The 24,449-nt window shown below is 72.4% G+C and carries 20 protein-coding genes; 14 read left to right on the plus strand and 6 right to left on the minus strand.

Annotation, left to right across the window (positions count from 1 at the left end):
• Positions 1 to 145: 145 nt before the first annotated feature.
• Positions 146 to 1,279: an acyl-CoA dehydrogenase family protein gene (locus LIU39_RS28820; protein WP_227049864.1), complete on the minus strand. Its 1,134-nt coding sequence runs from the start codon at positions 1,277 to 1,279 to the stop codon at positions 146 to 148.
• A 308-nt stretch (positions 1,280 to 1,587) separates the two neighbouring features.
• Between LIU39_RS28820 and LIU39_RS28825 the strand changes: the two genes are divergently transcribed.
• The 3 genes from LIU39_RS28825 to LIU39_RS28835 all read left to right on the plus strand — a co-directional run bounded on the left by LIU39_RS28825 (position 1,588) and on the right by LIU39_RS28835 (position 4,411).
• A complete protein-coding gene (locus LIU39_RS28825) occupies positions 1,588 to 2,187 on the plus strand; it encodes a DUF5819 family protein (RefSeq protein ID WP_372464085.1) in 600 nt (199 codons plus the stop codon).
• A gap of 227 nt (positions 2,188 to 2,414) precedes the next feature.
• Complete coding sequence (locus LIU39_RS28830) at positions 2,415 to 3,698, plus strand: HTTM domain-containing protein (RefSeq protein ID WP_227049866.1); 1,284 nt, start codon at positions 2,415 to 2,417, stop codon at positions 3,696 to 3,698.
• Positions 3,695 to 4,411, plus strand: coding sequence for a TrmH family RNA methyltransferase (locus tag LIU39_RS28835; RefSeq protein WP_372464086.1), 717 nt, complete (start codon positions 3,695 to 3,697; stop codon positions 4,409 to 4,411). The genes LIU39_RS28830 and LIU39_RS28835 overlap by 4 nt, the downstream gene beginning before the upstream one ends.
• Positions 4,412 to 4,493: 82 nt before the next feature.
• Here the strand turns inward: LIU39_RS28835 and paaN are convergent, their stop codons facing one another.
• Complete coding sequence (paaN, locus tag LIU39_RS28840) at positions 4,494 to 6,176, minus strand: phenylacetic acid degradation protein PaaN (RefSeq protein WP_227049867.1); 1,683 nt, start codon at positions 6,174 to 6,176, stop codon at positions 4,494 to 4,496.
• 699 nt (positions 6,177 to 6,875) lie between these two features.
• Here paaN and LIU39_RS28845 point away from each other — a divergent pair.
• Positions 6,876 to 7,466: a TetR/AcrR family transcriptional regulator gene (locus LIU39_RS28845; RefSeq protein ID WP_227049897.1), complete on the plus strand. Its 591-nt coding sequence runs from the start codon at positions 6,876 to 6,878 to the stop codon at positions 7,464 to 7,466.
• A gap of 91 nt (positions 7,467 to 7,557) precedes the next feature.
• Here the strand turns inward: LIU39_RS28845 and LIU39_RS28850 are convergent, their stop codons facing one another.
• A complete protein-coding gene (locus LIU39_RS28850; protein ID WP_227049868.1) occupies positions 7,558 to 8,106 on the minus strand; it encodes an Lrp/AsnC family transcriptional regulator in 549 nt (182 codons plus the stop codon).
• Positions 8,107 to 8,329: 223 nt separating this feature from the next.
• On the opposite strand from LIU39_RS28850, the gene pdhA reads away from it, so the two are divergent.
• From pdhA to LIU39_RS28895, 9 genes are all read left to right on the plus strand, one after another.
• Positions 8,330 to 9,514, plus strand: coding sequence for a pyruvate dehydrogenase (acetyl-transferring) E1 component subunit alpha (gene pdhA, locus LIU39_RS28855; protein ID WP_227049869.1), 1,185 nt, complete (start codon positions 8,330 to 8,332; stop codon positions 9,512 to 9,514).
• Positions 9,511 to 10,545 (plus strand): alpha-ketoacid dehydrogenase subunit beta, encoded by a 1,035-nt coding sequence (locus LIU39_RS28860; RefSeq protein WP_227049870.1) that lies wholly within the window; start codon positions 9,511 to 9,513, stop codon positions 10,543 to 10,545. Before pdhA ends, LIU39_RS28860 begins: the two co-directional genes overlap by 4 nt.
• Positions 10,545 to 11,984 (plus strand): dihydrolipoamide acetyltransferase family protein, encoded by a 1,440-nt coding sequence (locus LIU39_RS28865; protein ID WP_227049871.1) that lies wholly within the window; start codon positions 10,545 to 10,547, stop codon positions 11,982 to 11,984. The genes LIU39_RS28860 and LIU39_RS28865 overlap by 1 nt, the downstream gene beginning before the upstream one ends.
• Before the next feature lie 95 nt (positions 11,985 to 12,079).
• A complete protein-coding gene (locus LIU39_RS28870) occupies positions 12,080 to 13,012 on the plus strand; it encodes an NTP transferase domain-containing protein (RefSeq protein ID WP_227049872.1) in 933 nt (310 codons plus the stop codon).
• Positions 13,009 to 15,039, plus strand: a complete 2,031-nt coding sequence (locus LIU39_RS28875; RefSeq protein ID WP_227049873.1) for a molybdopterin molybdotransferase MoeA — start codon at positions 13,009 to 13,011, stop codon at positions 15,037 to 15,039. Before LIU39_RS28870 ends, LIU39_RS28875 begins: the two co-directional genes overlap by 4 nt.
• Positions 15,036 to 16,178 (plus strand): potassium channel family protein, encoded by a 1,143-nt coding sequence (locus tag LIU39_RS28880; protein WP_227049874.1) that lies wholly within the window; start codon positions 15,036 to 15,038, stop codon positions 16,176 to 16,178. Before LIU39_RS28875 ends, LIU39_RS28880 begins: the two co-directional genes overlap by 4 nt.
• 99 nt (positions 16,179 to 16,277) lie before the next feature.
• Complete coding sequence (locus LIU39_RS28885; RefSeq protein ID WP_227049875.1) at positions 16,278 to 17,258, plus strand: NAD(P)H-quinone oxidoreductase; 981 nt, start codon at positions 16,278 to 16,280, stop codon at positions 17,256 to 17,258.
• A gap of 164 nt (positions 17,259 to 17,422) precedes the next feature.
• Positions 17,423 to 18,376, plus strand: a complete 954-nt coding sequence (locus LIU39_RS28890) for a hypothetical protein (protein ID WP_227049876.1) — start codon at positions 17,423 to 17,425, stop codon at positions 18,374 to 18,376.
• A 195-nt stretch (positions 18,377 to 18,571) separates the two neighbouring features.
• On the plus strand, positions 18,572 to 19,138 hold the full coding sequence (locus LIU39_RS28895; protein ID WP_308409425.1) for a bacterial proteasome activator family protein: 567 nt from the start codon (positions 18,572 to 18,574) through the stop codon (positions 19,136 to 19,138).
• A 108-nt stretch (positions 19,139 to 19,246) separates the two neighbouring features.
• On the opposite strand, the gene LIU39_RS28900 is transcribed toward LIU39_RS28895, so the two are convergent.
• Positions 19,247 to 20,887 carry a protein kinase domain-containing protein gene (locus LIU39_RS28900; RefSeq protein ID WP_227049877.1) on the minus strand — a complete coding sequence of 547 codons (1,641 nt, stop codon included), beginning with the start codon at positions 20,885 to 20,887 and terminating at the stop codon, positions 19,247 to 19,249.
• A 340-nt stretch (positions 20,888 to 21,227) separates the two neighbouring features.
• Between LIU39_RS28900 and LIU39_RS28905 the strand changes: the two genes are divergently transcribed.
• Positions 21,228 to 22,850 (plus strand): protein kinase domain-containing protein, encoded by a 1,623-nt coding sequence (locus LIU39_RS28905; RefSeq protein WP_227049878.1) that lies wholly within the window; start codon positions 21,228 to 21,230, stop codon positions 22,848 to 22,850.
• 20 nt (positions 22,851 to 22,870) lie between these two features.
• On the opposite strand, the gene LIU39_RS28910 is transcribed toward LIU39_RS28905, so the two are convergent.
• Together LIU39_RS28910 and LIU39_RS28915 are read right to left on the minus strand one after the other, a co-directional pair.
• Positions 22,871 to 23,914, minus strand: a complete 1,044-nt coding sequence (locus LIU39_RS28910; protein ID WP_227049879.1) for a phosphotransferase — start codon at positions 23,912 to 23,914, stop codon at positions 22,871 to 22,873.
• Between the two features lie 30 nt (positions 23,915 to 23,944).
• On the minus strand, positions 23,945 to 24,355 hold the full coding sequence (locus tag LIU39_RS28915; RefSeq protein WP_227049880.1) for a pyridoxamine 5'-phosphate oxidase family protein: 411 nt from the start codon (positions 24,353 to 24,355) through the stop codon (positions 23,945 to 23,947).
• Positions 24,356 to 24,449 lie beyond the last annotated feature (94 nt).

Here is a 24,449-nt window from a genome sequence, read left to right on the forward strand (position 1 = left end):
GCTCCCGCCTCAGCCCTCCCCATCCCCGCCTCCCGAGACGCTCGCGTCCCGTTCCCGCCTCCTGCCTCCGCCCCGAGGCGCGCCCCCCGAGGCACACCCGAGGCCCCCGCCTGAGACGCCCACCCGAAACGCCCCCACCCCCACCTCACGCCAACATGTGCCCAGCCAGCAGATCGCCCAGGGCTTCCTCATGGGCGGCGGCGGGGCCCATGGACAGCTCCAGTTGTTTGGCCCATGCGTGGTAGCGGTGCAGTGGGTAGTCGGTGTCCGCGCCGAATCCGCCGTGCAGGTGCTGCGCGGTCTGGACGACCCGGCGTATGCCGTCCGATGCCCAGATCTTGGCGACCGCGACATCGCCTGCGGCCGGCAGGGCGCCGTCCGCGTCGGTGCTGATGCGCCAGGCGGCCTGCCAGAGGGTGGCCGCCATCGCCCGTAGGTCGATGAAGCGGTCCGCCGCTTGCACGGCGACCGACTGGAAGGTGGCGACAGGGAAGCCGAACTGTTCGCGCTTGCCCGTGTAGTCGGCGGTCATGGCGAGTACGGCCTCTCCCAGGCCCAGTGCGAGCGCGCAGGTGCCGGTGGTCAGCAGTAGCCGCAGCTGTTCCCAGGCCGCCGGGTCGGTGAGGGTTTCCCGGCCTGTGACGCGTACCGCGTCCAGCCGGACCTCGGCGTACCGCTCGCCGTTCGTCGAGATCTGTGTGTCGAGCGTGACGCCGGTTCGGGTGGGCGGGACCAGCGCGAGGATCGCCCGGCCGTCGGCGGTGTGCGCGGGCAGCAGGATGCGGTCCGCGCCGTGGGCCCAGGGGACCGCCGTGTGGATGCCGTCGAGTATCCAGTCCTCGTCCTCGGGGCGTGCGTCCACGGCGAGTTCGGCCGCTTCGTGTCCGGTACGTCCTCCGGCGGCGACGGTCACCACCAGCTCGCCGTTTCCGATGCCGGGCAGTATCTCGGCGCGCAGCGCGTCCGAGCCGTGCCGCTGGACGGTGAGTGCCGCGGCGCCGCACTCCAGCAGCGGGACGCGCGCCAGTACCTTCGCCGATTCGCGGAGCACCAGGCACAGGGCCACCGGGTCGAGGCCGGCGCCGCCGTGTTCGGGCGCTATCAGCAGGCTCAGCAGGTCGGCGTCGGCGAGGGTGCGCCACAGTGCGCGGTCGAAGTCGTCGGCGACCGCGCCGGGTGTGAGCGCGGGGCTGGGCACGCTGTCGGGTGTGACCCGTGAGAAGACGGCTTTCGCCGCTTCGACCGCGGCCTGTTGCTCCTCGGTGAAGGTGAAGTCCACTGGTCTGTCCTTCCGTGGGCGCTTCGACCTGACGGGGCGTCAAGGTAGAACAGGTTGCAGGAATTGGGAATGGCGGGTGAGGCGTAAGTCGGCGACCGATCGTTCGGTTCCATGGTGGGAGGGGCGCGGCGCGAGGGTCAAACCCTGTGGATAACTCGGTGAGGCTGTGCCCGGTGGGATGGCCTGGGTACGGTTCCGTGGCGGAGTCAGCCGATCGGGATTCTGGGAACGGGGCGGTAATGCAGTCATATGGGGACGAAACGCGGTCAGTGGCCGCGCTCTCGCTACCCTCGCGGATCGTCATATGCGTGGCGGCCAGTGCCGTGGCGGTCGCCGTGGCGATCCACCTGGCCATGATGTTTCTGCATGTCGCGCCGCTGAACACGCTCAGCAAATCGCAGGGGAAACTGATCGGCGACTACGTCTATCCCGAGTACGAGCAGAACTGGAAACTGTTCGCGCCGAACCCTCTCCAGCAGAACATCGCGGTGCAGGTGCGCGCCGAACTACGAACCCGGGACGGCGGTCTGCGGGCCACCGGCTGGACCGACCTGACCGCCCGCGACGGTCAGGCCATCCACCACAACCTGCTCCCCAGCCACTTCCAGCAGAACCAATTGCGCCGCGGCTGGGAGAACTACCTCAGCTCGCACAACGAGCAGAACCGCCCCAACGGGGCACGCGGTGAGCTGGCCGAGCGCTACATCCGGCGGATCGTGATGCAGCGGATGGGCGCCGAGTGGGCCGAGGGTGGGCAGGCCGAACGGATACAGGTCCGCTCGCAGACGACGCCGGTCAGCCCGCCGCCGTGGAGCACGGAGAAAGTCAGCGACAAGCCCGAGTTCCGGGTGCTGCCCTGGTGGCAGGTCACCGCAGCCGACCTGCCCGAGGGGGCGACGACCAAGTGACCGTGCCGAACTCACCGAATTCACCGAACTCACCGAACCGGCCGAAATCGGCTGATCTTCCGGGGCCTTCGGGCTCGCCGGAGCCCCCGAGCGATCCGGCCTCCCCGAATTCTCCGCGTGTTCCGGGCCCGCCGGACGCCCCGGAGCAGCCGCGCGAGGGGCGGCCCGCGCAGGCACCCGAGGCGCCTCGGGACGACCACCGGCCGGCCGCCCCGGCCGCCGGCCTCGTGACGGAGACGCGCCTGGAGCAGGCCGTCGGCCGTGGCTTCCGGCTGGTCACAGACCGGGCCATGGCCCCGTACCAGACCGCCGTGGTGCGGATCGGTTTCGCGGCGACCTGGCTGCTTTTCCTGCTCCGGGAATGGCCGCACCGCGCGGTGCTCTACGGGCCCGACGGTCCCTGGAGCCTCGGCATGGCGCGCCGGATGCTCGACGGCAATCACGCCTTCTCCGTGCTGACCTGGTCCGACGGGCGCGGCTGGTTCGAGTGCGTCTACCTGCTGGCCATCGTCGCCGCCGCGCTGCTGATGGTGGGCTGGCGCACCCGCACCATGTCGGTGCTTTTCATGATCGGTGTGCTGTCGCTGCAGAACCGCAGCATCTTCATCGGTGACGGCGGGGACAACATCATCCACCTGATGTCGATGTACCTGGTGCTGACCCGGTGCGGCCAGGTGTGGTCACTGGACGCCCGCCGCGCCAAGCGGGCGGCCGCCAGGAACGCCGCGGCATCGGCCGACTCCGGAGCCGAAGGCGCTCCCGGGCGTGACCTGCCCGGTGTTCTGCTGTGGACCGTCCTCGGGCTCGCCCTGGCCACCGCCGAGCTGCTCGGTTGCCACGGTCTGGGCTGGTTCGAGGACGGGCCGTTCCCGAACCTCGGCTGGGGGCTGGCGCTGTGGATCCTGTGGGCCGGGCACGGCCTGTGGTGGGCCGCGAACCGCTACGCACCGGGGGAGCCGCGGACCGTTCTCGACGTCCTCGCCAAGCTCGTGCACAACGGCACCCTGCTGGTGATCATGGTCGAGGTCTGCCTCGTCTACGCCACCGCCGGCTGGTACAAGATCCAGGGATCGCGCTGGCAGGACGGCACAGCCGTGTACTACCCGATGCACCTGGACTACTTCTCGCCCTGGCCCGAGCTGTCCCGGCTGCTGGGCGACAGCGGGCTGCTGGTCATGCTGCTGACCTACGGCACGGTGATCGTGCAGGTCGCCTTCCCGTTCACGCTGTTCAACCGCCGCCTGAAGAACGTTCTGCTGGTCGCGATGATCTGCGAGCACCTGTCGATCGCGTTCCTGCTGGGGCTGCCGTTCTTCTCCCTCGCGATGATCGCCGCCGACGCGGTCTTCCTGCCGACGAACTTCCTGACCTGGCTCTCCGCCCGGATCTCGGCGCTGCGTCGGCGGCTCTTCTCCAGGGGCGGCCCGGCCCGCCCGGCCGCGGCGCCCGGGGGCGATGAACCGGAGGCCCGTACGCACGGCTCCGGCGGGGGCCATACGCTCGTGGGGTGAGCAGCGAGAAAACCGCCCCGGACGAGCAGCGCCCCGAGGCCGCAGAGGAGCCCGGCGCCCCGACCGAGCCGGTCCAGTACGACGAGGGCTACGGCCAGGAGATCGGCGTCGGGCCGCACCCGGCGCCGTGGCCCCAGGACGTCCGCTACGACCCGGAGCTGCTCGCGCAGGGCGACCGGCGCAATGTCGTCGACCGGTACCGCTACTGGACGCGCGAGGCGATCGTCGCCGACCTCGACACCCGGCGCCATGAATTCCATGTGGCCGTCGAGAACTGGGGCCACGACTTCAACATCGGTTCGGTGGTGCGGACCGCCAACGCCTTCCTGGCCCAGGAGATCCACATCGTCGGACGGCGCCGCTGGAACCGCCGCGGCGCGATGGTGACCGACCGCTACCAGCACGTCCGTCATCACCCGGGCACCGAGGACCTGACCGCCTGGGCCGCGTCCGAGAGCCTGCCGATCATCGGTATCGACAACCTTCCCGGCGCCGTCCCGCTGGAGACGACGGAGCTGCCGCGCCGCTGTGTGCTGCTCTTCGGGCAGGAAGGTCCCGGGCTGACGGAGGAGGCGCGTCGGCATGCTTCCGTGGTCTGCTCGATCGCGCAGTTCGGGTCGACCCGGTCGATCAACGCGGGCGCCGCGGCCGCCATCGCCATGCACGCCTGGATCGGCCGGCACGCCGTGATCGAGGCGCCCGGCACCCCCTGACGGCCGCCCGTCCCGCGCCCACCGGACGTCATCCGGCCGTCTCCCCGGGGCACCGTCGCGCCCCAGGGATTCCGCGTCCGCGTCAGGCCGGGCGGCGTACCTCCACCGTCCGGAAGCGGTTCGCCACGAATGCGCCGTCGCACAGTGCCGCGTTGGCCGCCGGATTGCCGCCCGAACCGTGGAAGTCGGAGAAGGCCGCGGTCTGGTTCACGTAGACCCCGCCGGTCAGGTTCAGCGACAGCTGGGCGCACTCCTCCAGGCAGACGTCCTGGACCAGGCGCTCCACCTCGGCGGACGTGGTGTACGCGCCGACGGTCATGGCGCCCTGGTCCCGGATCGTGCGCCGCAGCAGTTCCACGGCGTCGGCCGCGGAGTCGACGGCCACGGCGAAGGACACCGGGCCGAAGTGCTCCGAGAGGTAGGCCGCTTCGTCTTCCGGCTCGGCGCCGTCCAGCTTGACGATCACCGGCGTGCGCACCATCGCCCCGGGGAACTCCGGGTTGGCCACCGACCGGGAAGCCAGGGCCACGTCGCCCAGCCCGGACGCCGCGTCGATCCGCGCCTTCACCTGCGGGTTCACGATCGCGCCCAGCAGGGCGTTGGCCCGGGTGTCGTCGCCGAGCAGGCCGCTCACCGCGCCCGCGAGATCGGTGACCACCTCGTCGTACGACTTGGGGCCCGTTTCGGTGGTGATGCCGCCCCGGGGGATGAGGAGGTTCTGCGGGGTGGTGCACATCTGGCCGCTGTAGAGCGACAGGGAGAAGGCGAGGTTGCCGAGCATGCCCTTGTAGTCGTCCGTCGAGTCGATCACGACGGTGTTGACGCCGGCTTTTTCGGTGTAGACCTGCGCCTGGCGGGCGTTGGCCTCCAGCCAGTCGCCGAAGGCGGTCGACCCGGTGTAGTCGATGATGCGGACCTCGGGGCGGACCGCCAGGGTCTTGGCGAGCCCTTCATCGGGCCGGTCCACGGCCAGGCACACCAGGTCGGCGGGGAATCCGGCCTCGGTGAGCACCTCGCGCGCCACCCGTACCGTCAGCGCCAGCGGCAGTACGGCGCGCGGGTGCGGCTTGACGAGCACCGGATTGCCGGTGGCCAGCGAGGCGAACAGGCCCGGGTAGCCGTTCCACGTCGGGAAGGTGTTGCACCCGATCATCAACGCGACGCCGCGCGGCACGGCGGTGAAGGACTTGGCCAGCTTCAGCGGGTCACGCTTGCCCTGCGGCTTGGACCAGGGGGCCTGCTCCGGGGTGCGGGTCTGCTCGGCGTACGCGTACGTGACCGCCTCCATGCCGCGGTCCTGCGCGTGCGGCCCGCCCGCCTGGAACGCCATCATGAACGCCTGGCCACTGGTGTGCATCACGGCCTGCGCGAACTCGTGGGTGCGGGCACTGATCCGCGCCAGGATCTCCAGACAGACCGCCGCCCGTACCTCGGGCCCCGCGTCCCGCCAGGCGGGCATCGCGGCACGCATGGCGGGCAGCAGCACGTCCACGTCGGGGTGCGGGTAGCTGATGCCCAACTCCGGCCCGTACGGGGACACTTCCTGGCCGACCCAGTCGTCCGTACCGGGCTGGTCCAGCTCGAAGCGGGCGCCGCGCAGTGCCTCGAACGCGGCCACTCCGTCGGGCGCAGCGGTCTCCCCGTACGCCTTCGGGTGCTCGGGGTGGGGCGACCAGTAGGCGCGGGTGCGGACCGTCTCCAGCGCCTGGTCGAGGGTCGGGCGGTGCTTCTCGATCAACTGCGCTGCGGTCATTTCGGCGGCCATCGATGACCAACTCCTCGTCGAGCCGGGCGGAGAGCGAACAGGGAAAGGGTGCGCGGTGGAATGCGGTGGATACGGGACGGAATGGAGGCGGAGATGCGGATGGGGAGTGCGGGGTCGGGTGGATGTGTGTAGTTGGGAGGGAGTAGGGCAATGGAGTTAGAGTAACCGAACGATCGGTCGGGGCAAGGGGGTCCGGCGAGCCTGTGGACAACTCGGGCGGGGAGGAGTGGTCGCCATGACGGGAATCGGGGATCTGCGCCGCCGCGGCGGAGGCGGGCACGAGGGCAGTGCGGCAGGGGTTCGCGCAGGTGGCCTCGGGTGCCGGCCGCTCCGCGCCGCGATACCGGGCCGTGCCGGGCGGACCGTGGCCGCGACCGTGCGTCGGCTGGATCGGCCCGCCGGAAAAGGCCGGATCCCGGCGTATCGGCGGGCTGCGGAGCGCGACCGCGTCGCCCCTGCGCGACCGCCTCGCCATCCCGTGGCCGGACTCACAGACCGCGCCGATTCCTCCCTGCTCGGCGGGCGCCCCTGGAGCAACTCCCCGCAGGGGCAAGGCTTGTGGAGTGGACCGAGCGCTTTGGTGCGCCCTGGATCCGGGATGTGCTGGACTCCCTGCACCACCAGTACGCCGGCGGCCGCCTCGCGCCGTCCCCGCGCCCTGCGGCGCGGTGCAGACCAAGAGGAATGAGTGCTCTAATCATGACCATGGCCAAGCGCGACACCTACACGCCCGATTCGCTGCTCGCGGTCGCCGCCGAGGTGTTCAACGAGCGCGGGTACGACGGCACGTCCATGGAGCACCTCTCCAAGGCGGCCGGAATCTCCAAGTCCTCGATCTACCACCACGTGCGCAGCAAGGAAGAGCTGCTGCGCCGGGCGATAAGCCGTGCCCTGGACGGGCTGTTCGGGGTGCTGGAGGAGCCGGGGGCCGTCGAGGGGCGGGCGATCGAGCGCCTGGAGTACGTCACCCGGCGCGAGGCCGAGGTGCTGATGGACGAACTGCCCTACGTGACGCTGCTGCTGCGGGTGCGGGGCAACACCGACACCGAGCGGTGGGCCATGGAGCGCCGCCGGGAGTTCGACCACGCGGTCGCCGGCCTGCTGAAGCTGGCCGCGGCCGACGGTGACCTGCGGGCGGACGTCGACATTCCGCTGGCGACCCGGCTGCTCTTCGGCATGATCAACTCGATCGTGGAGTGGTACCGCCCGGGGCGCGGCGGCGCGGCCAGCAGGGACGAGGTCGCCGAGGCGGTCGTCCGTACGGCGTTCGCGGGGCTGCGCACCTCCTGACGGCGCCGCAGCTCGCCGTGGCCCGGCGCACCGGGTGAGGTCCGGGCGCCTCTTGGTCGTCCCGGCGCCGGGAAAGGCTCCGGGGCGGGCCTCACTGTGGCTGGGGCCCCAGGCCGGTCTCCTCGAAGACCAGCAGCGTGCGGGTGCTGAGGACCTCGGGAATCGACTGGATCCGGGTCAGCACCAGCTCCCGCAGCTCCCGGTTGTCCCTGGTGTGCACCAGCAGCAGGACATCGAAGTCACCGCTGACCAGCGCGATGTGCGAGGCGCCGGGGAGCGCGGTGAGCTGTTCGCGCACCGTCCGCCAGGAGTTCTGCACGATCTTCAGCGTGATGTAGGCGGACGCGCCCTGACCTGCCCGTTCCTGGTCCACGCGGGCGCTGAAGCCACGTATGACCCCGTCGTCGATCAGCCGGTTGATGCGGGCGTAGGCGTTGGCGCGCGAGACGTGCACCTGATCGGCGACGGAGCGTATGGAGGCGCGTCCGTCGTTCTGCAGCAGGTGCAGGATCGCGCGGTCGATGGTGTCCAGCGGGCGTGCGGGCGGCACGGACGGTCCTGCCGCGGACGGTCCCGGTGCGGTCGGCCCCGGCGCCGCCGGTGGCGCCCCGCCGGGATTGGCCATCTGTTCGTCCGGCATATGGTCCCGCCTCCCCTTCGTGGACGCCCTGACTTCATCTCAAGCTGTGGAGAACCGTTTGTCCACAGGCTGGGTCCGCCTGTAGCCAAAATGTGCTGGCGACCGAACAATCGGTAGGGACGGGGTTGCTCGCCCCGGCCCTTTTCATCCTGCCCATCCGTCGCCCGCCCCCACCCCATATGAGGCGCTTCGCGCCACCCCTTGATTCGAGGAGGTGCTCGTCATGACGGTCCTTGAGCAGCCCGGCAGCAGCAGGAACAAGGGCAGCCTGCCCGGCCCTGCGCCCGCCTGGCGTCCGCGCGTCGATCCGGCGCCCCTCCTGCCGGACGCGGAACCCCGCCGCGTCCTGGGTACGGACGCCGCCCGCAGGCTCGACCCCGCCCTGCTGACCAGGCTCTACGAACAGCTCGTGCGCGGCCGGCGGTACAACACCCAGGCCACCGCCCTCACCCGGCAGGGCCGCCTGGCGGTCTACCCGTCGTCCACCGGCCAGGAAGCCTGCGAGGTGGCGGCGGCGCTCGTACTGGAAGACCAGGACTGGCTCTTTCCCAGTTACCGCGACACCCTCGCCGCCGTGGCCCGCGGCCTGGACCCGGTCCAGGCCCTGACGCTCCTGAGGGGCGACTGGCACACCGGTTACGACCCCCGCGAGCGGCGGATCGCCCCCCTGTGCACCCCGCTCGCCACCCAGCTCCCGCACGCCGTGGGCCTGGCGCACGCAGCCCGCCTCAAGGGGGACGACGTGGTCGCGCTGGCCATGGTCGGCGACGGCGGCACCAGCGAGGGCGACTTCCACGAGGCCCTGAACTTCGCCGCCGTCTGGCAGGCACCGGTCGTCTTCCTCGTCCAGAACAACGGATTCGCGATCTCCGTACCGCTGGCCAAGCAGACCGCCGCACCGTCGCTCGCCCACAAGGCGGTCGGCTACGGCATGCCCGGCCGCCTGGTGGACGGCAATGACGCAGCGGCCATGCACGAGGTCCTCACCGAGGCCGTCGAGCGGGCCCGCAGCGGCGGCGGCCCGACCCTCGTCGAGGCCGTCACCTACCGCATCGAGGCGCACACCAACGCCGACGACGCCACCCGCTACCGCCCCGCGTCCGAGGTCGAGGAATGGCGGGCGCACGACCCGATAGCCCTCCTGGAGCGCGAGTTGGCCTCCCGCGACCTGTTGTCCGACGAGTTCGTGGCCGCCACCCGGGACGGCGCCGAGGCGATGGCCGCCGACCTGCGGGAGCGAATGAACCAGGACCCGGTCCTGGACCCGATGGACCTGTTCCCCCACGTCTACGCCGAGGAGTCGGGCCAACTGCGCGAGCAGGCCGCACAGTTGCGTGCCGAGCTGGCCGCGGAGGCCGCCGGCAGCACCGAAGGCAGAGACGAGCCCGCCCAGGAGGCCCGGCCATGACGACGACCGTTCCTGCCACCGCGCGCAAGCCCGCCACCATGGCGCAGGCTCTGACCCGCGCCCTGCACGACGCCATGGCGGAGGACCCGGCCGTCCACGTCATGGGTGAGGACGTGGGAGCCCTGGGCGGTGTCTTCCGCGTCACCGACGGCCTGGCGGAGAAGTTCGGCGATGACCGGTGCAGCGACACCCCGCTGGCCGAAGCCGGCATCCTCGGCACGGCTGTCGGCATGGCCATGTACGGGCTGCGGCCGGTCGTCGAGATGCAGTTCGACGCCTTCGCCTACCCGGCGTTCGAGCAGTTGGTGAGCCACGTCGCCAAGATGCGCAACCGCACCCGCGGCGCCCTTCCGATGCCGCTGACCATCCGGATCCCGTACGGCGGCGGGATCGGCGGCGTCGAGCACCACAGCGACTCGTCCGAGGCGTACTACCTGGCGACTCCGGGGCTCCAGGTGGTCACTCCCGCCACGGTCGAGGACGCCTACGGCCTGCTGCGGGCCGCCATCGCCTCCGACGACCCGGTCGTCTTCCTCGAACCCAAGCGGCTCTACTGGTCGAAGGCCGACTGGTCGCCCGAGGCTCCGGCGCAGGTCGCGCCCCTGGGCCGGGCCGCGATACGGCGCCGCGGCGCGGACGCCACGCTGATCACCTACGGCCCCTCGCTGCCGGTCTGCATGGAGGCCGCAGAGGCGGCCCGCGCGGAGGGCTGGGATCTGGAAGTGATCGATCTGCGGTCCCTGATGCCGTTCGACGACGAGACCGTCTGCGCGTCGGTACGGCGCACCGGCCGGGCCGTCGTCGTCCATGAAGCTCACGGATTCGGCGGCCCCGGTGGCGAGATCGCCGCCCGCATCACGGAGCGCTGCTTCCACCACCTGGAGGCGCCGGTGCTGCGGGTGGCGGGATTCGACATTCCGTATCCGCCGCCCATGCTGGAGAGGCATCATCTCCCTGGTGTGGACCGGATTCTCGATACGGTCGCCCGGCTCCAGTGGGAGTCGGACTGGATCGATGGAAGGGGGGAGTGATGGCTGTGGTCCGTGAATTCACCCTGCCCGATCTGGGGGAGGGCCTCACCGAAGCCACCATCGTCCAGTGGATGGTCGAGGTCGGCGAGGTGGTGGCCGTGGACCAGCCGGTCGTTGAGGTCGAGACGGCCAAGGCGATGGTGGAGGTGCCGTGCCCGTACGGCGGCGTGGTCACCGCCCGCTTCGGTGAGGAGGGCGCCGATCTCCCGGTCGGGGCGCCCCTGCTGACCGTCGCCGTCGGCACGTCCCCCGGCCCCGAGGACGCGGAACCGGCGCCCGGTACGGAACCGGCCTCCGCCGCGCCGTCGGGATCCTCCCCGGAGCCGCAGGGCGAGGGCTCGGGAAATGTGCTGGTCGGCTACGGAACGAGCGCGTCCGCAGCCCGGCGCCGCCGTATCAGGCCGGGCGCCGGCACCACCAAGGCGAACGGAGCCGGTACGGGCGCGGTGACGGCGGCGCACGAGCGGCCGGTGGCGTCCGGTCAGGGCCGCTCGGTGGCCGTCATCTCCCCGCTGGTGCGCCGCATGGCACGGGAACACGGCCTCGACCTGAGCGAGGTGCGCGGCAGCGGGCGGGACGGCCTGATCCTGCGAACGGACGTCGAGCGCGCGGTACAGCAGCGGGCCACGGCAGCCGGTGCCGCCTCCGGAGCCACCGCCGGTCTCGTCGGCCCGGCCACCGTGACCGCGCCGGCCGCACCCGGGACGACGTTCGGCACCCGCTCCGTGCCCGGCACTCCGGCCGCGGCGGAGGGCGAGCGCATACCGCTCCGGGGGATGCGCGGCGCGGCGGCCGAGAAGTTCAGCCGCAGCCGCCGGGAGATCCCGGACGCGACCTGCTGGGTGGACGCCGACGCCACCGAACTCCTCGCCGCCCGCCGGGCGATGAACGCCCCGGGCACCCCCAAGGTGTCGCTGCTCGCGCTGCTGGCCCGGATCTGCACCGCGGCGCTGGCGCGGTTCCCCGAGCTGAACGCGACGATCGACACCGAGAGCCAGGAGATCGTCCGGCTGCCGGCCGTCCATCTCGGGTTCGCCGCGCAGACCGATCGCGGTCTGGTGGTGCCGGTGGTGCGGGACGCCCAGGCCCGCACGGTCGCGGGGCTCTCCGAAGAGATCGCCCGCCTCACCGACAGCGCACGCTCCGGCGGACTCTCCCTCGCCGATCTGACCCGCGGCACTTTCACCCTCAACAACTACGGCGTCTTCGGTGTGGACGGCTCCACGCCGATCATCAACCACCCCGAGGCCGCGATGCTCGGTGTGGGCCGGATAGCCGCCAAACCCTGGGTGCACGAAGGCGAGCTGGCCGTCCGTCAGGTCGTCCAGCTCTCGTTCACCTTCGACCACCGGGTATGCGACGGCGGCACGGCCGGCGGCTTCCTCAGGTACGTCGCCGACTGTGTGGAGCAGCCCGCGCTGCTGCTGCGCAACCTGTGAGGCGGGGCCCGCGGCAGAGGTCCGTGGTGCCCGTGTGACGGCTGCCGGCTCCGTGGTGTCGGTGTGGTCGCCCGGATCCCGGCGATACTCAAGGGGTGAGCGACCACACCGACTACGACACCATCGTGCTGGCCGGCGGCGCGGCCCGGCGGCTCGGCGGGGCGGACAAGCCGGCCCTGTCCGTCGGCGGCCGCCCGCTCCTGGACCGCGTACTCGCCGCCTGCCCGGATGCGGCGACCACGGTCGTCGTCGGCCCCGCGCGCCCGACCGTACGCGCCGTCGTCCGCGCCAGGGAAAACCCGCCGGGCGGCGGCCCGTTGGCGGCCCTGGACGCCGGCCTGCGGCACACCACCGCGCCATGGGTGCTGGTCCTCTCCGCCGACCTCCCCTTCCTGACGGCGGTGACCGTACGCACCCTCCTGGAGGTGGCGGCGGGCGAGCCGTCCTCGGGGACGGGCCCCGCCCCCGAAGGCGCCATGCTGCGGGACGCGGGCGGGCGCGACCAGCCGCTGGTGGCCGCCTACCGGGCCGATGCGCTGCGCCGGGAACTGGACCTGCTGCGCGCCGAAAGCGGCACCCTGGCCGGTCTTCCGCTGCGTGCCGTGCTGTCCCGACTCGCGGTCGAACGGGTGCAGGACGCCACGGCTACGGCATCCTTCGACTGCGACACCTGGGAGGACATCAGCGCAGCTCGCGCGCGTATCAGGGAGCATGGAAACGTGTTGGACGAATGGATCACCGCAGTCAAGGCCGAACTGGGCATCGCACTCGATGTCGATACGAAGGCGCTCCTGGACCTGGCCCGTGACGCGGCGCACGGCGTGGCCCGCCCGGCCGCGCCGCTGACGACGTTCCTGATCGGTTACGCCGCGGGCCGCCAGGAAGGCGACGTGCCGGAGCTGGCCGGGCGGGTCGCCGCGCTGGCCAACCGCTGGGCGGCGGAAACCGCGGCCGACGGCGCCCCGGCCACCGGCAAAAAGCCCGCCGAGCAGCGGATGGGCGAGCCCGCAGAGAAGCCCGCGGAATGACCGACGGGGAGTTCGACGACGCGTTCGCCGACGCACTGGCTCTGGCCAACGGCGACCGGGCGGCGGCGCGGACCCCGCGGCCCGACGGACGCACGGCCCCGGGGACCGCTGAAACCGCCCCCGAAGCGGTCGAAACCGCTCCCGACGTGGCCGGCCCGGGTCCTGGACAGGCCGGAGCCGCCGCGGACACCGGCCGGGACGAGCGCCGGGGCCAGGGCAAGGCCGAGCGCCGGGGCAAGGCAAACGGCCGGGCCCGGAACCAGGCCACGGCCGAAGGCCACGGCGAAGCACACGAGCCGGGCCCCGGCACCGCCGCGGCACCCACGCCCCGCGAGTCCGCTCCCGCGGCCCCTCCCCCGCTGGGCCACACACCGCCGGAACCCGCTCCCGGCCCCTCCACCACGGCGACGCCGCCCGCCACCACCGCGACACCCGCGACTACGACCACAGAGCCGTCGGCCACCACAGGCCCGCCCTGCGCTCGCCCCGCCTCCGGCCCCTCCACCGCCGTCGACGACCCGTACCCCCCGTTCCTCGCCGCCGACCCCGACGGGCCCGCGGGGCCCGGCCGCCCTAGCGACCGCAAGGATCCGGCGGACTGCGGCGGGTACTCCGTGCCGTCCTCCCCCTGGCACGTGGCCCGGGAGATCGCCCGGAAGGCGGCCGCGGGGCCGCGCGCGCCCGAGACGACCGCGTCGGCCGACGCCCTCGGCCGGACGCTCGCCGCGCCGCTCACCGCCCTGACCGACCTGCCCTCGTTCGACACCTCGGCGATGGACGGCTGGGCCGTCTCCGGCCCCGGCCCCTGGTTCCTCGACCACCCGGCGGGTGACCGCGCGCCCGACGCCCCCACGTCCGGCCCCCCGAGCGACGAAGCATCCCCCCGCCAAGCCCCAGCCCGCCGTCTCCTCGCCGGCCACGCCTCCGCCGCCGTGCTCGCCGACGGGCACGCGATGCCGATCGCCACCGGGGCGCGGGTGCCGGCCGGGGCCACCGCCGTGCTGCGCAGCGAGCACGGCGAGGTCCGCGAACTGGGGGACGGGCGCGCCCGGTTGTCCGCGCCCAGGCCCGCGCCGCTGGGCCAGGACATCCGCCCGCGCGGCCAGGAATGCGGCCGCGGCGATCAACTGCTGCCCGCCGGAACGCCGGTGACCCCCGCGGTACTCGGCCTGGCAGCGGCCGCCGGATACGACGAGCTGACGACGTCTCCGCGGCCGCAGGTCGAGGTCCTCGTCCTCGGCGATGAACTGCTCCGGCACGGCCTCCCCCAGGACGGCCGGATCCGGGACGCGCTCGGCCCGATGCTCGGCCCCTGGCTGCGGTCCCTGGGCGCCGACGTGGCCCCGCCCCGGCACCTCACCGACGACCCGGACACACTCCACGCGGCCGTATCCGGCTCCACCGCCGACATCGTCATCACCACCGGCGGCACCGCGTCGGGCCCCGTCGACCACGTGCATCCCACGCTGCGCCGCCTGGGCGCCGAGGTGCTGGTGGACGGCGTGCAGGTGCGCCCGGGGCATCCCATGCTGCTGGCCAGGCTCGCCCCCGGCCGCCACCTCGTGGGGCTGCCGGGCAACCCCCTCGCCGCCGTCTCGGGCCTGCTGACCCTGGCCGAGCCGCTGCTGCGGACCCTCGCCGCGCGCCGCCCCGCGCTGCCCTGCCGCGCCCCGCTCGGCGGCGCCGTACAGGGGCATCCGCACGACACCCGGCTGGTCCCGGTGGTCTACCACGACGACATGCACGGGCTGACGGCACAGCCGCTGCGCTTCCACGGGCCCGCCATGCTGCGCGGCATCGCGGCAGCCGACGCGCTCGCCGTCATCCCGCCCGGCGGCGCGGAACGCGGCACCGAGGTCGGCATCCTGGAGTTTCCCTGGCCTGCGGGCGGGACGGCGGGCGGCCAGGACGGCGAGCTGACGGACTGGTCCGCGCCGGGGCCCGCCCGCGCACCCGATGCGCACCCCGGCGCCGCCCGTCCCGTACGCTCCACTGGTCCCGCACCACCGACCGGAGGCGCCGCGTGAAGCTCCCCTCCCACGATGCCGCGGCGCGTGAGGTCCCCGAGGACAACTCCCACCGGGTGATGCTGCCCCGCCGGACGCCGGTGGCGCCGATCCGGCAGGTCGCCAGGCGGCTGCTGATGGCCCTGCTGGTCCTCGTCGCGACGGTCGTCATCGTCTGGATCGACCGCGACGAGTACCACGACAACGCCAACGGCACGGTCGATCTCCTCGACTGCGTCTACTACGCCACCGTCACGCTCTCCACCACCGGCTACGGCGACATCGTCCCGTACGGCGACAGCGCACGGCTGCTGAACATCCTGCTCATCACGCCCCTGCGGGTGCTCTTCCTGATCATCCTGGTCGGCACCACACTGGAAGTGCTGACCGAGCGCACCCGCGAGCAGTGGCAACTGAAACGCTGGAGAAAAACCTTGCGTGACCACACCGTCGTCGTCGGCTACGGAACCAAGGGCCGTTCCGCGGTCCAGACCCTCTGCGCCACCGGCCTGACCCGCGACCGCATCGTGATCGTCGACCCCAGCCCCAAGGTGATCGACTCCGCGGTCGCCGAGGGCTTCGTGGGCGTGATCGGCGACGCCACCCGCAGCGATGTGCTCGTACGGGCCGAGATCCAGCGCGCCCACCAGGTCATCATCGCCACCCAGCGCGACGACACCGCCGTACTGGTCTCGTTGACCGCACGTCAGCTGAACAAGAAGGCCAACATCGTGGCCGCGGTCCGCGAGGAGGAGAACGCGCCGCTGCTGCGGCAGTCCGGCGCGGACTCCGTGATCACCTCGGCCAGCGCGGCCGGGCGCCTGCTGGGCCTCTCCGTCCAGAGCCCCAGCGCCGGTGCGGTGATGGAGGACCTGATCCAGCAGGGCAGCGGCCTCGACCTGATCGAGCGGCCGGTGGTGAAGGCCGAGGTCGGCAAGTCCGTACGCGATACGGGCGATCTGGTGGTCTCCGTCCTGCGCGGCCACCGGCTCCTCGGCTACGACGATCCGGCGGCCAGCCCGCTACAGGTCGCCGACCGGCTGATCACGATCGTCCGCGCGGCCCCGGACGAGCCGGACCTGCCGGGCAGGAGCAGCCGCACGGGCAAGTCGCCGCTGCCCGGCTCCGGGGTCTCGCCGATGCGCCGGGCGGACGACTGAGCACGGACGGGAGGGCGGCCCGTGGCGTGCCCATGCGGGCCGCGGCCGCGCGGCCCCGTGCTGTCGCCCCGCGCATCCCCGGCGAGTAGCCTCGCGGCCATGCGAGCGATCACCATTCCCGAACCCGGTGGCCCCGAAGCCCTTGTCTGGGCCGACGTGCCAGATCCGCAGCCCGCCGAGGGCGAGGTCCTGATCGAGGTCGTGGCCAGCGCGGTCAACCGCGCTGATCTGCTGCAGCGCCAGGGCTTCTACGACCCGCCGCCCGGCTCGTCCCCCTACCCAGGACTCGAATGCGCGGGCCGGATCGCGGCGCTCGGGCCCGGCGTGCACGGCTGGTCCGTCGGCGACGAGGTGTGCGCCCTGCTGGTCGGCGGGGGGTACGCGGAGAAGGTCGCGGTCCCGGCCGGGCAGGTGCTGCCGCTGCCGGAGGGCCTGGACATGGTGTCGGCCGCCGCGCTGCCCGAAGTCGTCTGCACGGTCTGGTCGAACGTCTTCATGATCGCGCATCTGCGCCCCGGCGAGACGCTGTTGGTGCACGGCGGATCCAGCGGCATCGGCACCATGGCGATCCAGCTGGCCAAGGCCGTCGGCGCACGCGTCGCGGTCACCGCGGGCGGCCCCGAAAAGCTGGCGCGGTGTGCCGAGTTGGGCGCCGACATCCTCATCGACTACCGCGAACAGGACTTCGTCGAGGAGATCCGCAAGGCCACCGACGGCAAGGGCGCGGACGTCATCCTCGACATCATCGGCGCGAAGTACCTGGAACGGAACGTCAAGGCGCTGGCGGTCAGCGGGCGGCTCGCCATCATCGGCATGCAGGGCGGGATCAAGGCGGAGCTGAACCTCGCCACCCTGCTCTCCAAGCGTGCCGCGATCACCGCGGCCGGCCTGCGCGCCCGCCCGCTGGGCGAGAAGGCGGCCATCGTCGCGGCGGTACGCGAACACATCTGGCCGCTGATCGCCAACGGCCAGGTCCGTCCGATCATCGACTGCACGATCCCGATGGAACAGGCCGCGGAGGCGCACCGCGTCGTCGACGCGAGCACCCACGTCGGCAAGGTCGTCCTGACGACGGGCTGAGTGCGACCGGACGGGCCGGCCACCGCAGGACGGCGGCCGGCCCGCCGCTTGCCCGCCGCCCCCTCCCTCCGGTCACCTGAGCGACATCTCCAAGATGCCGCGATTCCGGTGCCGTGTGACGCTGAGCACGTCACTCGACGGCTCGGCACGGGAGGGGCACGACTGTGGCTCCACGACTCCGTACGCGCTTTGCCACCGGCCTGCTGGTGTTGTCCGTCGCGCTTCCCGTCCCTGCGGCGGCCCTCGTTGCGACGGCGTCACCGGCAGGCGCAGCCCCCAACGACCGCAGCCCCCTCCGGGCGGCCCGTGCCCCCGGAACCGCCGCCGACCCGCTGCGCCTCCGGCTCACGGGCGGCGGCGCGGAACACCACCATCACCACCACGGCGGCCCGGCCACCGACGTCGGCCTGCCGGGCGCATCCGGCGGTTTCCCCGGCCTCGCCGGGCTGTCGGACGCCATACTCGGGATCCTGAACGAGCGGCCGCACTCTCACGGCCGGTACGCCGAGGACGCCCCGCGGTCCCACGTCCCGCCACCTGGCCACCCGCACGGCCCGCCCGCCGCCGCCCCGCCCCCGGTGGATTCCGCTCCGGGCGACGACATCCGCGACGCGGAGAGCCTGCCCGCGAACGGTGCCTTCCCGCCCGGCGGGTGGCCGGGCGCGGCCGCCGCATCCGGCACGCCGGGCGCCCCCGACGCGGCGAGACCCTCCGGCCCGCCCCGCCATGCGGCAGGTCCTGATGCCGGCCGCCCCGCCCCCGGAGCCAAGGAACCGGGCAAGGACGCCCCGCCCGGCAAGGAGAAGCCGTCCCGCCCCGCAGTCTCACCTTCGGCCCCGCCCAGCTCTGCCGTCCCGCCGAGCAGGCCGTGGCACCCGCAGGACACCGGTACGCCGGGCCGCCCGACCCGCCAGGACAAGCCGTCGGCCACCGCCGATGCCGAGGGGCAACGCAGCTCGTCACCGGCGGCCGCGGAAGCCGAACCGCCGACCACCGGCGGGCCGTACGCCTTCAACGGTTCGACGGCCCGGGTCGAACGGGTGCTGCCGATGGGCGCAGGACTGGCCCTCACCGGCCTTGGCCTGGCCTTCCTCGCCCTCCGGCTGCGCCGTTACTGATCTCCGGCCGGGAGACGCGCATGGCACACCGCGTCGCGGGTTTCACGTGAAACCTCACCCGGGTGGCGGGCAGGACCTGCCGCTGCCGTCGCCGGTTTCACGTGAAACCTCACGGCCCGGCGGCTTCGCGGAGGGCGGATCACGGTCCGGTGGGGGCACCACCGGGGAAGGCCACGTGTACGAGAGAATGGCGGCATGGATATGCCGATGAACGAACGGTCGCAGGAGAGTCCGCACGTCCTGGTGGTCGGCCCGGACGGCATGGCGCTCGGCAGTGCCGGCTCCGGCGGCGGGGACGGCGACGAAGAGCCCCGGGAGACGCCGGTGACGGACATGGTCGAGCAGCCGGCGAAGGTCATGCGCATCGGCAGCATGATCAAGCAGCTGCTGGAGGAAGTGAAGGCCGCTCCGCTGGACGAAGCGAGCCGGGTCCGCCTGAAGGAGATCCACTCCAGTTCGGTCAAGGAGCTGGAGGACGGGCTGGCGCCCGAACTGGTCGAGGAACTGGAGCGGTTGTCGCTGCCGTTCACCGACGAGTCGGTGCCCACCGATGCGGAACTGCGCATCGCGCAGGCCCAGTTGGTCGGCTGGCTGGAGGGCCTGTTCCACGGCATTCAGACCGCGCTGTTCGCGCAACAGATGGCCGCCCGTGCCCAGTTGGAGTCGATGCGCCGGGCGCTGCCGCCCGGTGCCGCTCCGGCGGAGGACGGCGAGGAGCACCTCGGCGGCCACGGCGCCACCCGCTCCGGCCCGTATCTCTGACCGACGGGTCCGACAGTGCCCCGCAGAGATCGGGGCAGGGAACGCCGAGAGGGGCCCGCACGCGGAATGCGTGCCGGGCCCCTCTCGGCGTGTGGTTCCGTGGCCGGGTCAGTTGCTGCGCCCCGTCGAGACGGTGAGCCGAATGGGTTCGCCGCTGTCCGGATCCCACTGGGCGACGCCGGCGGGCTCCTGCTTCGTGATGGTGTTCTTCCCCCAGAGCGAGTCGTTCTCTTCCTTGACGGTGTACTTCCAGCCCGCCGCGTCCAGGCACTCCTTGACCGAGTCCAGGTTCTTGTACGTGAAGAACGGGAAGTAGACCTTCTTCTTCTCGCCGTAGGGGTGCGCGGCGTCGGTGCACTTGTCGGTCGTCACCGTCGCGGTCTTGTCCTCCGGCCGGGTGCTCACCGTGGGGGAGGAGTTCGGCGTGTACCCCGACGCCGGGCTGCCGCTGCCCTTGTCGTCGCTGGATCCGGCGCTCAGACCGATGCCGATCGCGATGGCGGTCACCACGACCACACCCACGATCGCCGAGACGACGATCACCGGGGTGTTGTTCTTCCGCGGTCGCGGGCCGCCGACCGGCATCGGAGCCACCGGCGGCGGCGCGAACGGTGCCGGGGCCGGGTATCCGCCGGCGTTGTACGGCGCGGGGCCGGGCGCCGGAGTCGGGTAGGCGTTGTTCACCGGCGGCGGGGTCGAGGGGCCGAAGCCCCCACCCCGCGGCGGCTGGTACGGCTGCTGCACGTTCGGCGGCGCCGGGGTGTGGGGAGGATTGCCGGTCGCCGCGGGGAACACCGCGGAGGAGACCGACGCACCGCTCGTGCGCGCCCGCGGGCCCTCGCTGATGATCAGCGGCGTCCCGCCGGACTGCGCGGTGCCGGCGATGCGCAGGCACTCGCCCTGCATCGCCTCGGCGGTGGGGAAACGCTCGTTGGGGTTCTTCTTCAGCGCACGGGCGACCAGCGCGTCCACCGCGGGCGGCACCGACTGGTTGATGCTCGACGGAACCGGCGGCTCCTCCTGCACGTGCGCGTACGCGATGGCGAGCGGGGAGTCCGCGTCGAACGGCAGCTGCCCGGTCAGCAGCTCGAAGAGCATGACGCCGACGGAGTAGAGGTCGGAGCGGGCGTCCACGGCGCGGCCCAGCGCCTGCTCGGGCGAGAGGTACTGCGGGGTGCCGACGACCATGCCGGTCTGCGTCATCGACGTCACACCGGACTGCATGGCGCGGGCGATACCGAAGTCCATGACCTTGACGACGTTGCGCTTGGTCATCATGACGTTGCCCGGCTTGATGTCCCGGTGGACCAGGCCCATCTCATGGCTGGCTTCGAGCGCAGCGAGCACATCCGCGGTGATTTTCAGTGCTTTTTCGGTCGGCATCGCGCCGTGCTGCGCAATGTCGTTGTCCAGTTCCGAACGGAGCGGTTGTCCGGAGACGTACTCCATGATGATGTACGGCACCATGCCGCCGTCGATTTCGTCTTCACCGGAGTCGAAAACCGAGACGATATTGGTGTGCGTCAGTTTGGCGACCGACTGCGCCTCACGCCGGAATCGCTCACGAAATGCCTGCTCACGACCCAGTTCGGTGTGCAGGGTCTTGATCGCCACCTCGCGGTCGAGCACGCTGTCGTAGGCGAGGTGCACGGACGCCATACCGCCGGCGCCGAGAAGATCACGAAGCTGGTAACGTCCTCCGCCGGCCGCCCGGCCCTCGAATTGGCCCCGCGCGCCGTCCTGGCTCATCGTTCCGCTTCCCCCTCGGCGCACTGCCTGTACGTATGGCGATCAAAATCCGCAATTTCGCTGCCAAGTCTGCCCCAGGCCGGGGACACGTCAAGCTGTGTGCCCGTTCCGTGACCAGATGTGCAAGATCCGGTTACGGCCGGGAACGGACGGGGGCTTCGCATACCCTCGGTCAACTTGCGACACTTGGTATCCGGAAGGTTTGATGGCCGGTCTTCCACGGACCGGCGGGTGCCGCGGAGCCTGTAGCGTGCTCCAACGGGGCGGGCGCACTTTCGCCAGACCCTGGCGAGGACCGAGACCTTACCGCTCACGCGGATCGATTCGACGGCGAGGACCGATGGCACCGACGCAGAGCCCCCAGGGCCCGTCCGATCCTGACGCCACCGGCTCCAATATCCCCGACGTACCGGAGATGTGGGGCAACGGCGGGCTGGTCGGCGACGGCCGCTACCGGCTCACGCACCGGCTCGGCCGCGGTGGTATGGCGGAGGTGTTCGCCGCCGAGGACGTACGCCTCGGCCGGACCGTCGCCGTGAAGCTGCTGCGCGCGGATCTCGCCGAGGACCCGGTGTCCAAGGCCCGCTTCACCCGCGAGGCACAGTCCGTGGCCGGCCTGAACCACCACGCGGTGGTCGCGGTCTACGACTCCGGCGAGGACTTCGTCGGCGGCAACACCGTGCCGTACATCGTGATGGAGCTGGTCGAGGGCCGGACCATCCGTGACCTGCTGCTGAACGCCGACGCACCGCCTCCGGACCAGGCGTTGATCATCGTCTCCGGTGTGCTGGAGGCGCTGGCCTACAGCCACCAGCACGGCATCGTGCACCGTGACATCAAGCCCGCGAACGTGATCATCACGCACAGCGGCGCCGTCAAGGTCATGGACTTCGGCATCGCCCGCGCGCTGCACGGCGCCCAGTCCACGATGACCCAGACCGGCATGGTCATGGGCACGCCGCAGTACCTCTCGCCCGAGCAGGCGCTCGGCAAGACCGTCGACACCCGCTCCGACCTCTACGCCACCGGCTGCCTGCTGTACGAACTGCTCGCGCTGCGGCCGCCGTTCACCGGCGAGACGCCGCTCTCGGTCGTCTACCAGCACGTCCAGGACATGCCCGTCCCGCCGTCCGAGGTCGCCGACGCGGTGCCGCCGGAGCTGGACGGCCTGGTCATGCGCTCGCTCGCCAAGGACCCCGACGACCGTTTCCAGACCGCGGAGGAGATGCGCGGGCTGGTCCAGTACTCGCTGCAGATGCTGCACGAGCAGGGCGGCCACACCGGCACCTGGAACACCGGCCCGGTCGCCATGCACGAGGGCGGCGCCACCCCGGCGATGGGCACCGCGGCCACCACCGCGATGCCGCACGCGGACGGCGGCCACACCGCGGCGAACCCGATCCTGCCGCCCGGCATGCACGCGGACGACGGCGCCTTCGAGGGCGGCCACCGCTCCGCGAAGAGCGGCCGCGGCAAGATCTGGCTGATCGCGGCCCTCGCGGTGATCGCCGTCGCCGTCGGCGTGGCCTTCGCGCTGCAGAACAGCCACGGCGACGGCGGGACGTCCCCCGGCCCCACCAAGGCGCCCTCCTCCTCGTCCTCGACGGAGGACAAGACCTCCGAGCCGCCGAGCGACGAGCCGTCGGACGAGACCACCGAGCCCGGCGGGCCCGGCGGCTACACCCCGCCGCCGGCCTATACCACCCCGCCGCCCGAGTCCCCCTCCACGCCGCAGACACCTTCCAGCCCGCCGCAGACCCCGTCGTCCCCGCCGCCGACCACCACGACGGGCGGCACCAGCGACGGCGGCACGAGCGACGGGGGCAAGACGGACGGCGGCACGACGGACGGCGGCGCCACCGACGGGGGCAAGACGGACGGCGGCGCGACGGACGGCGGCGCCACCGACGGGGGCGCCACCGCGGGTACGGATTCCGGGACGGCGGCCGGTGCGGGTGGCTGAGCCGGGCCGCGGCCCGTCGATCAGCCCGTGAACGCGTCCCGCACCGCCTCGTACTCGCGCGTCCACCACACGGCCAGCGCGGAAGCGGCGGGGAACTGCGGATCGGTGCGCAGGTCGCCCAACCGGTAGCGCCAGGTGAGCATCCAGAAGTCGTTCAGCCGCTCCCACCACACCCGGTGGACGGCCGCGGCCAGCTCCCCGGCATCCGCGCCGCGCGCGCTGCGGTAGGCGCCCGCGTACGCCGCCACCTTCGCCAGGTCCAGCGTCCCGCCGGGACGGACGAAGAAGATCGCCGCGGCCCGGACCGCCTCCTCCGCGCGGGGCTGCACGCTCAGCCGGTCCCAGTCGACGATCGCGGCGGGTTCGGCGCCGCGGTAGAGGACGTTCAGCGGGTGGAAGTCGCCGTGCACCCAGCCGGTGGCGGCCGCGACGGGGTCCGCGGGACGCCGGTGGGCATGGAGCGCCAGCAGCGTCCTGCGCTCCCGCAGCCGGTGTTCGGCCAGCTCGTCGAAGCTGGTGCGCGGGCGTGCGCCGCGGGCCATGGCCAGCAGTTCGTCGATCATCTCGAAGGTCCGCGCGGGCTCCGCGCTGGGCTGCGGGCACGGTGTGCGCCGCGGAGCGGACCCGGCCGCCATGACCTGTTCCAGGGCGGTGTGGACGAGGCCGAGCAACGCGCCGAGGTGCCGGGACTGGCCGTGGCTGAGCGCGGCGCCGCCGAGGTGTTCGCCCTCGATCCAGGGGTGCAGGGCGTAGCAGCGGCCGTCCAGGACGGTGACCGTACGGCCGTCGGCGCGGGCGAGCGGCGGGGCGACGGGCAGGCCCAGGGCGGCGAGTCTGCGGGTGGCGCGGTGTTGGCGCGCGATGCCGGTGCGGTCGCCGTCGAGGTGGTGTTTGAGGAAGAACCGGCCGTGGGTGGTGACCAGGACGTATCCGTGGTTGAGCAGCCCCTCGGCGACGGGTTCGCAGGAGAGCGACTCCCCTGCGTCGACGTAGTGGTGCAGTAACGAATCGAGGGTGGGTCCGTCGGGCGCGGCCGCCGTCCGGACTACAGATGAGCGCAGCACGCGCCAGATGTTAGATCACTGGCCAGGGGGCTAGTGGGCGTATCGGAAGACCGGTACGTCCGCCAGGTGATGCATCGTCATGAATTCCGGCTCGATGCGCAGGAATACCGGGTCGAAAGGGACGCCGTCGGCCAGTCGCGGCGTGCGTCCGAATCGCTCGCGCTCGGCCGGCACGGGCTCGATGACCCTGGCGGTGCCGGTGCACTGCACGGACCAGGCGTCGCAGGCGCCGCTTTCGACGTTGTCCGCCTCGTACGCGACGACGCTGCCGTCCAGCGCGTGGTGGTAGCCGTAGCCGCGGTGCAGCCGCAGGATGAGCCGGCCGTCGGTGACGAGATGCCGGGTGACGGTGGTGAAGGGCAGTGCCCGCCGACTGGCCGACACCCGTCCGTACGGGGTGCGGCTGAGCAGTTCGATCGCGCGGTGGTCGTCGGTGGGCATGCTGCCAGCGTGCCCGCGGTGATCGGCCGCCAGTAGGGGCAGCAGCCCCGAGAACCAGGGACGTTGGTCCCGATTGCCGCGCCGGATCCCGGGA

The sequence above is a fragment of the Streptomyces pinistramenti genome (assembly GCF_020564935.1).
Taxonomy (GTDB): Bacteria; Actinomycetota; Actinomycetes; order Streptomycetales; family Streptomycetaceae; genus Streptomyces; species Streptomyces pinistramenti.

What these genes read in the sequence shown, in the direction of transcription:
- paaN (WP_227049867.1), bottom strand. Translation starts at nt 6,176, where the DNA reads ATGGCCGCCGAAATGACCGCAGCGCAGTTGATCGAGAAGCACCGCCCG.
- LIU39_RS28845 (WP_227049897.1), top strand. Translation starts at nt 6,876, where the DNA reads ATGACCATGGCCAAGCGCGACACCTACACGCCCGATTCGCTGCTCGCG.
- LIU39_RS28850 (WP_227049868.1), bottom strand. Translation starts at nt 8,106, where the DNA reads ATGCCGGACGAACAGATGGCCAATCCCGGCGGGGCGCCACCGGCGGCG.
- pdhA (WP_227049869.1), top strand. Translation starts at nt 8,330, where the DNA reads ATGACGGTCCTTGAGCAGCCCGGCAGCAGCAGGAACAAGGGCAGCCTG.
- LIU39_RS28860 (WP_227049870.1), top strand. Translation starts at nt 9,511, where the DNA reads ATGACGACGACCGTTCCTGCCACCGCGCGCAAGCCCGCCACCATGGCG.
- LIU39_RS28865 (WP_227049871.1), top strand. Translation starts at nt 10,545, where the DNA reads ATGGCTGTGGTCCGTGAATTCACCCTGCCCGATCTGGGGGAGGGCCTC.
- LIU39_RS28875 (WP_227049873.1), top strand. Translation starts at nt 13,009, where the DNA reads ATGACCGACGGGGAGTTCGACGACGCGTTCGCCGACGCACTGGCTCTG.
- LIU39_RS28885 (WP_227049875.1), top strand. Translation starts at nt 16,278, where the DNA reads ATGCGAGCGATCACCATTCCCGAACCCGGTGGCCCCGAAGCCCTTGTC.
- LIU39_RS28895 (WP_308409425.1), top strand. Translation starts at nt 18,572, where the DNA reads ATGGATATGCCGATGAACGAACGGTCGCAGGAGAGTCCGCACGTCCTG.
- LIU39_RS28900 (WP_227049877.1), bottom strand. Translation starts at nt 20,887, where the DNA reads ATGAGCCAGGACGGCGCGCGGGGCCAATTCGAGGGCCGGGCGGCCGGC.
- LIU39_RS28905 (WP_227049878.1), top strand. Translation starts at nt 21,228, where the DNA reads ATGGCACCGACGCAGAGCCCCCAGGGCCCGTCCGATCCTGACGCCACC.
- LIU39_RS28915 (WP_227049880.1), bottom strand. Translation starts at nt 24,355, where the DNA reads ATGCCCACCGACGACCACCGCGCGATCGAACTGCTCAGCCGCACCCCG.